Source organism: Dapis purpurea BLCC-M126 (assembly GCF_050015975.1).
GTDB lineage: Bacteria > Cyanobacteriota > Cyanobacteriia > Cyanobacteriales > Microcoleaceae > Trichodesmium.
Genome location: NZ_JBNHER010000297.1, coordinates 1 through 7,733 on the forward strand (window position 1 = coordinate 1; position 7,733 = coordinate 7,733).

A 7,733-nucleotide genomic window follows, 5' to 3' on the forward strand; every position below is an offset into this window, starting at 1 on the left:
GGCTTTAAACCACAATTATTTAATTAACAATTAATAATTAATAATTCGGTAATTATTTTCTCTGGCTGAGATTGCTTAAGCTGAATTAATACTTTTTCAGAAGGTTAACTGTTTGATTACCGCCTCGCAATCACAAGTTAACCTACTGCGTCATTGCGAGGGGGGTAGGAAAAGTAATTATTTTAGTTGACCCAACTGTTAATACCCCCCGTGGCAATCTTTTATGAGTTATCAAACTTTTAAATAATAAAAATTACTCAGATTACGACAGTATTTTTTTTGCCAAAATTTGCGCTATTTTTTTTACCATTGGGTCAATTTCAATAGCGAAATATCCTCCGATTTCTTTTTCCCCTAAATTAGTTAAATTAACAGTTTCTGGGTAAATATCAAATAACAGAGACGATTTTCTCATATCCTTAATTATTAACAGCACTCCATCCAAACAAACCTGGTCTTTAATATCCAGATACTGAAAAAATTCACTCTCCCAACTTACCTCAATTTTTATTCCACCTCCTGACAAATTTTCTGTAGAAATTAACTGACAATCTCCTGAAGGCACACCATAAAATAAAGGACCAGCAATTTCTTCTCCCAAACGAATAGATCTTTCTAAATTGAACTTTTTTTGCCCTTGATATTGTGCAGCAACTTTTGCCGAACCTAGATAAAACTTGAGTAGATAAAATTCTCCTGCTATTTCTTTCCCTAAAATTGTTAACGCCCTGCCATTAAGAGAAATATTAGACTTAATTTCTACTTCATCATATAGAGTAGGAGAAACATCAAGAATTAAGTCATATCCCGAACCTTCTAAGTTAATTTGATAAATTTTTCCTGTTTGTTGAATAATTCCAGTAAACATTTTAATTTTAATAATCTTTAATTTTGACTTTTAATATCAAGAAAATATTATTATATAGTTCTAAGTATTTCCTAAGAATAAGTGATAAAAAAGTTGTTGTTTGTAGTAGGAATTGAGCCACTGAAACATCTATCTAGCAGGCTAAAGCTCTACTACGATCTATAATTATAACTCCTGACTCCTGTCTCCTGTCTCCTTCTTCCTTCACCATTTCCCCATAGCTCCCCAAGCTGCCCCAGAAAAACAACCACCAATAGCACCTAAACCAGCTCCAAAAATTGTTGCAAGGATAGAAGTCCAATCTGCATCAATTCGCATAATTCCAACTAAATCTATTGACACAATTTGCGGTAAAATTCCACCTAAAATCACCCCAATAATTACTCCTAAAAAACACCCCCAAATTCCACCTAATACAGCGCCTCTAATTCCCGATAATTTATTTGATAAAGGCAAAGTTGGCGCACCTAAAATTGGTCCTAAAACAACACCCCCCATAATCCCACCCATAGCACCTACACCCATTGCCGGAATCATACTACTTATTAGTATAGATACCAATTCAACCCAAGAATTATTATTCTCATTCAGACTTTCCTGAAACACAAAAACTCCTGCTAAAATTCCCCCGATAACTGTTCCTAAAAAAGCACCCCAAATAGCACCTAAAAATAAACCTCGTCTACCCCAAACTCGCCCGGTGGTAGGCAGCGCTAAGGGTGGTTTGAAAGCACTCCAAACACCTCCCCAAATAGTACCTAAAAATCCGCCAAATATAACTGCTTGTCCAAATACCCCCAGGCGGTTGCTTATTCCATAAACAGCGCCACTAATGGCAGCAGCAATAAACCCTCCCCACAGCGCTCCGGTTAAACCTAAACTGCCAGTTGATATCCCCACAGGAATAATATATTGCCAGGCGATCGCGAAAAAACCTCCCCACAATATTCCCATTATCACTCCACCCAAAACAGCAATGCTACCTTTAATTATTCCTAATACCAAACCTGATACTGCTGCTGCACACAATATTCCCCAAAAGGCACCAAAAATAGCATCTTGGGCAATGCCAACAATACCATTGCCACCGCCTGGCAAGGGAATTATTGGAACTGAAGGCGGTTTAAATTTGATAGAAACAGGGGTTAGTAAGGGTTGATATTGCCCCATTTTCCGAGGTATGATAATTGGTTTGGGTGGTGCTGGTTTTTTAGGGAGATTAGTTTTTTGTGTCGCTAATGATAAGAGTTTCCGCTTTTTGAGCGCAGGTTGTAAATGTTGCTTATTTCTGACTGCTTCCCTCGATGGAAAAGGGTCTCGTCCTTTTAATAGTTTGGTGCGTTCGCACCACGGACAAGATTTTAAGTGATTTCCATACAAATGCTGATGATTTTTCTGGCAAGTCACTAGACTATTCTCTGATTCTCGCAACGCCTGTAACCAACTTCTCGTATCTGGGCGCAACCCTGGATCTTCATATCCTAATTCAAAACACTCAATTAATAATTGTTGTATGCTGGGATGCAAAATTTTCCAATCTGGTGCAAGTGGTGTCGGGCGATAGGGAACTCGCTTTTTACTGTAGGGAAAATGACCTACTTTAATTCGCGCTTCGAGAGTGGGAGGTTCGCCTCTACCTTTGTACACTCCGGCAAAAGGGTGAGTTCCTTCCATCAATAGTTGAAATATTAATACCCCGATCCCAAATAAGTCATGTTCGGGTTTGCGGTCAACTTCCCGGAAACTCCGACCTTGTAATTCTGGGGGTGTGAATTCTGGTTTACCCACTGGGCAACGGTAAATTTCTAGGGTGTAGGGATCGCGCACTTGAAATGAGTCGGTATCAACTAGGGTTACAAGGGCGGTATCGGTGACTAGAATATTTGATTCGTTGACATCGCCAATGGCATATCCACTATTATGTAAAGCGTTGACTGCTGCGACTAAGTTACGAGCTGTGCGGTGGAGATAACGATAGTTGAAAAGAGGTTTTTGTTCCCGACGGTTTCTAGGATTATAAAATATATGTACTGGTTCCGCTCTAGAAACACGGGGCATTAAAAAGCCAACTATTTGCTGTTTATTATTGGTAGTTCGTAATAGGTCTACAGGCCATGCGATCGCCGAATGTCCGGTTCCCATGGGTGCATCTGGTGGATGAGAGAACATTACGGTCAGTTTATCGGCATCTTCATCTGTGGGTTTATGGTAAATTTTGGCCACTAGGGATGGATTTTGTAGCACAGAATAGATACGACCTTCACCACCCCCACCAATTGGGTTTTGGGTGTCTAAGGTAATGATTTGTCCACTGAACTGACGTTGCAACCGCATGGGGTTTAGGTAAACTGCCTAAGAGTATTTTATTAGAGTATAGTATACCTTTAAATTTGGGCATTGCTGAGTAAATATATGATGTTACAAGAGTCAGGAGATAGAAAGGTTTTTTTCTAACAGAAAAAAAATATAGCAATCAGGAATTAGATATGAGAATTGAAGTGTTTCTTAAAGGAATAGATTATAGTAGTTATATTATTCATTTATATACATTTTTTCCTTCTTCTCTGTTCCCTGTTCCCTAAAAATCACCAATATCTCACAATTAAAATCATATTGCTATATTATTTGAAATTATAGTTATTCTTCTGTCAGAGTTTTATATCTAAGCCTCTATTTTTAATATTAGCAATCAGTTTTAAGTACTTCTAAATTTTTTAGGACTTACGCAATACAAGGTATTTTCCTCATTGCGACGGACAGGGAAGCAATCTCAAATTCTAGTTTTTCGTATTTCATGAGTAATATCATGTCCGGATAATTAGTGATAAAAAAACTTTCTTCTTTTTATACTTTCTTTCTCCTCTCTTCCCTCCTGACTCCTGTCTCCTGACTCCTGACTCCTCCCCCATTTATTTATAACTATTCAACCGGACATGATATAAGTCCTGTTTTTATATGAAATATGAACTATAGCAATAAGGAATGAGATGCGAGAATTTGACTATTCCCTATTCTCCGTTCCCCGTGCCCTAAAAGTCTTCCATATCTCACAACTTAAATCATATTGCTATATTATTTAGATACAATCAGGACTTAGGCAACGGTACTAATTATAGTAGGTGTATCTGGAATAATGACGAATTTATACGCTATATATAGCGGTACTGCCTAAGTCCTGACAATAACAAAAATTGGTAAAAATTAGATACTTAACATATTGTAACTTTATGAAGATTCAGTAAAGATACTGATTTATTAAATTATTTTAGGAAGGAGTATATTATAATGATCTTTAAGGAAGCAGTAATTTAAGCAGCAGTACCAAATTTTGCCAATAGGGGGTTTATTAAGTGTTAAAGAATACTAAATACTATCTATCATTAATATTATCAGGATTTTGTCTAACAATTACGACTTTTAACCAACAAGCCTATGCACTTAGCGCTACAGCTAGCACTAGCGTTAATCTCGAAAGCAATGCTTCAAAGACTGATGATGATAGTGACACAGGAAATTATACTCTGGGAAATCAAACTACAAAATGCGGTACGACAACAAGCAGTGAAGCTCAAATAACCAGGTCTTATAGCTCAACATTTAGTCAAAGAGATAAAACTGAAGAACTCAGTTTGTCCGATTCATGTTTTAATGGAAAAACTACAACAGTTGACGCTTCCTCTACCATGGAAGTAACAGACCAAAGTGGATCTTACTACGACTGGGAACTCAGTCTTACGGCAAATGTAACTAGACAGAGTGGAAGCTCATCCGGATCGGCAACTGCTCGCGGTAACGACCCACAATACATTGATGGAAATACTTTCCCTCATCAGATTTTTGAAGAGACAGTCACTTTAGAACATGGATCTTCAGTTTTTGCACAAGATGAACACGATCGGGCTAGTATGACATTTAGTCGAGGTGTAGAATTCGATGAAATCGTCAATGAAGAATTGCAAGTAGTGCAAAATCCTTTTTTCTCAATCAAGATATTGGCATCAGGACCTTCTTCAAAAACTATTCCTATTATTGAAGGTGTTAAGACAATTTCTCTACTAGATGCTATTGTCGATTTGAACCCCAATAACATTGATGGTCTTAAATTTTATAGGACAGCTTCAAAGTTAGAAGAGATCTCAGAATCAGAGTTAGAAGAGATGTTAGAAGATGAAAACAATGGACTTGGAACAGAGAGTGGTTTGAAATCAGATATATCTTTTACTTACGAGTGGGATTATTCGGGCTTCGATCTAGACTCAAACCCCAGACCAAACCCCAGACTAATTGGAGGAGGCGAAAACTTTGCTCAATCTGGTGTACCAAGAACAGTTCCAGAACCTACCTCAACTTTTGGCTTCCTCGCCCTCGGCGTAATTGGTGCAACTTCAACTCTCAAACGCAAACTTCAATCATCTAAATAGGGCTTGCTGAATAAATCTCAAAGTATTTACAGATAAAAGCTTTAGGATTTTTAGGTCTAAAAAGCTTAAAAAGTTAGGATTTTAGGGTACATAAGGCAGAAAAATCAAGGGATAATTCTTCCTCCTACCTACTCGCTCATTCCCCTTTTATTCTGACTCCTTACTCCTACCACTACCACTTATACTTTTTCAGCAAATCCTAAATAAAAAAGCTAGAACAAGTTTTATAAAAATTGCTAACGGGGAGACTAGCGCTCCCCGTTATATTATGTCCGCTTAATTAGTGATAAAAAAATTTTTTCTCCTCAAGCTTCTTTCTTCCTCCTGATATCAAATCCGGTTAATTGCACATAGAATCTGGTCATAGGATATGTGTTTATAATTTTTTCAATTACTACTTTAATAGATATCTCGCTAAATTCCCCACCCGAGAGTAGTTAGGGGTTGCTCTCCATCTTCCTATCTCCCCATCTCCCTATCCCCCCAACCATATAATAAGTATTCAACCGGATTTGATATGACTCCTGACTCCTCCCTAAATTATTTATAACTGTTCATCCGGACATGATATTACATCTGTTTTCTACACCCCATTTACCAGGGACTACCAACCATACTAAACCCAGCCCAATAATAAGGATGAGATAAATCTTTATTTCCAACATTTTCTAAAACCGATGGTAACACCACTGCACCACGCGCTTCACTTCCACTTCCTCTTAACTCCCCATCTGTAATCACCACTTTCCCTCGCAACATTGCTAACTGCGCTTGTCTTAACGCCTCTGCCTTAATTTTGGCATTATTTAAATGAGTATAAAACTCCGTCATTAACCCTAACGTTCCTTCATCACTCACATACCACAGACTTGCTAAAGCTGATTTCACACCTGCTGCTACTGCTAATCCCGCAAATCCTAATTCCGCATTTTTGTCTCCAAAAGCAGTACGACAAGCTGACAAGACCAACAAATCAACTGCAGGTTGACTCCAGCCTAACTCCCTAATTTGGTCTAACTTTATTTGTTCACTTCCCCACAACTGAATATAAGAGTTGCTAGCTATTCCCGGTAGAAAATCAGCATGAGTAGCTAAATGAATAATTGGATAAGGATAATTTTGTCGTTGAGTTAGTAGGTTATTGCGAGTGAAGTTTTCATTGAGGAACATATTACCCTGCCATAACTTTTCAGAGATAGTTTGTATCTCTATAGGTACTGCTGGTAATGCCTCTTTTTCCAGAAATTCACTGGCTCCCATTGCCAATACCTGAGTCTCTTGAAGAGGGCGATAGTTAATATCTATTAAACTCAAACTGGGAATTAAACTCAGGCTATATTTTTCAATTAAAAATTGTTGCCCATCATGTAATACTGCCACAGGTAAAGTTCGTAAACCTTCATCCATACTAAACAGTAAAGTATCGATCTGAGCTGCTTCTAATTCTGCTGATATAGGTGCGATTAACCAATTATATAATTGTTGTGCTCTCAGCATATAACTATCAGTATAACGATAAGTAGGACTTGTAACATGTACCTGTAATTCTAGGACCAATTCCATTAGTTTTTTGCGTTTTGCTTGGGGAATAGTTTTAATAATTAGCTGCCCTGATTTAGTATATAAAATGATTTGTAATTGGTCAGGATAAGAATTAATATAAACAATGGCAGATTCTTTTCCGGTTTGAGCAGCCATATCGGTTAAGATTTCTCGGATGTTTTTTCTGTTGAATAATTGTGCGTTAATATCTAGTCCCAAGTAATTAGAATATTCGTTTGTTCGGTTTTGTTCTAAGATGGTTAATACTTGGTTTGAATCGCTGGCTACTGTGAGGGGGTTGGTATTAACATTTTCAATTCTGTTTAATATTTGTTCAGTGTCAGTGGTAGTGTCGATAGATTCTTGTGTTTGATATTTAGCAGTTGGGGTGTTGGCTGTTTGGTTATTGTTACTAGGGGTTGCTGTTGAAATTATATCGGAGGTTGTGGTTGTTGATAAAGTGTTTGTTTCTAGGGAGTTTGTGGTGGTATTATTTGTGGGATTATTCAGGGTATTTGTATTATTCTGGGAATTTGTTTGATTAATAATAGGATTAATATTTGTGCTATTATTATTAGAAATTACTGAGGTGATATCTGTATTCTGATTAACTTCTGGACTTTGGATGTTGATAGATTCATTACCAAAAGTTTGATTGATTTCTCCTAGATTTTGCTGACCACCTGCGGTTTGAATATTGGTGGCATTATTGCCAGAATTTTGAGTTACATTACCAATTGTTTGTTCACCGCCTGCGGTTTGAATATTGGTAGTATTTTCACCTGCATTTTGATTAATATTTTCTGTGGTTAAATTGTCTGCTGTAGTTTGAATATTGTTAGTATTACCAGGGGCATTTTGATTAATATCTCCGATAATATTGCCTCCAGCGTTTTGAGTAT

General features: G+C 37.3%; 4 protein-coding genes. 1 reads left to right on the forward strand and 3 read right to left on the reverse strand.

Going from position 1 to position 7,733, the window contains the following annotated elements; translation table 11 throughout:
• Window positions 1–262: 262 nt before the first annotated feature.
• Both ACP6PL_RS26915 and ACP6PL_RS26920 read right to left on the reverse strand, forming a co-directional pair.
• Window positions 263–868: a hypothetical protein gene (locus ACP6PL_RS26915; RefSeq protein ID WP_426548410.1), complete on the reverse strand. Its 606-nt coding sequence runs from the start codon at window positions 866–868 to the stop codon at window positions 263–265.
• Window positions 869–1,072: 204 nt separating this feature from the next.
• Window positions 1,073–3,202, reverse strand: coding sequence for a helix-hairpin-helix domain-containing protein (locus ACP6PL_RS26920; protein ID WP_426548411.1), 2,130 nt, complete (start codon window positions 3,200–3,202; stop codon window positions 1,073–1,075).
• Between the two features lie 1,016 nt (window positions 3,203–4,218).
• Here ACP6PL_RS26920 and ACP6PL_RS26925 point away from each other — a divergent pair.
• Complete coding sequence (locus tag ACP6PL_RS26925; protein ID WP_426548412.1) at window positions 4,219–5,289, forward strand: PEP-CTERM sorting domain-containing protein; 1,071 nt, start codon at window positions 4,219–4,221, stop codon at window positions 5,287–5,289.
• A gap of 594 nt (window positions 5,290–5,883) precedes the next feature.
• Here ACP6PL_RS26925 and ACP6PL_RS26930 read toward each other — a convergent pair.
• The coding region (locus ACP6PL_RS26930) for a CHAT domain-containing protein (protein ID WP_426548413.1) at window positions 5,884–7,733 on the reverse strand (1,850 nt) is incomplete at its 5' end.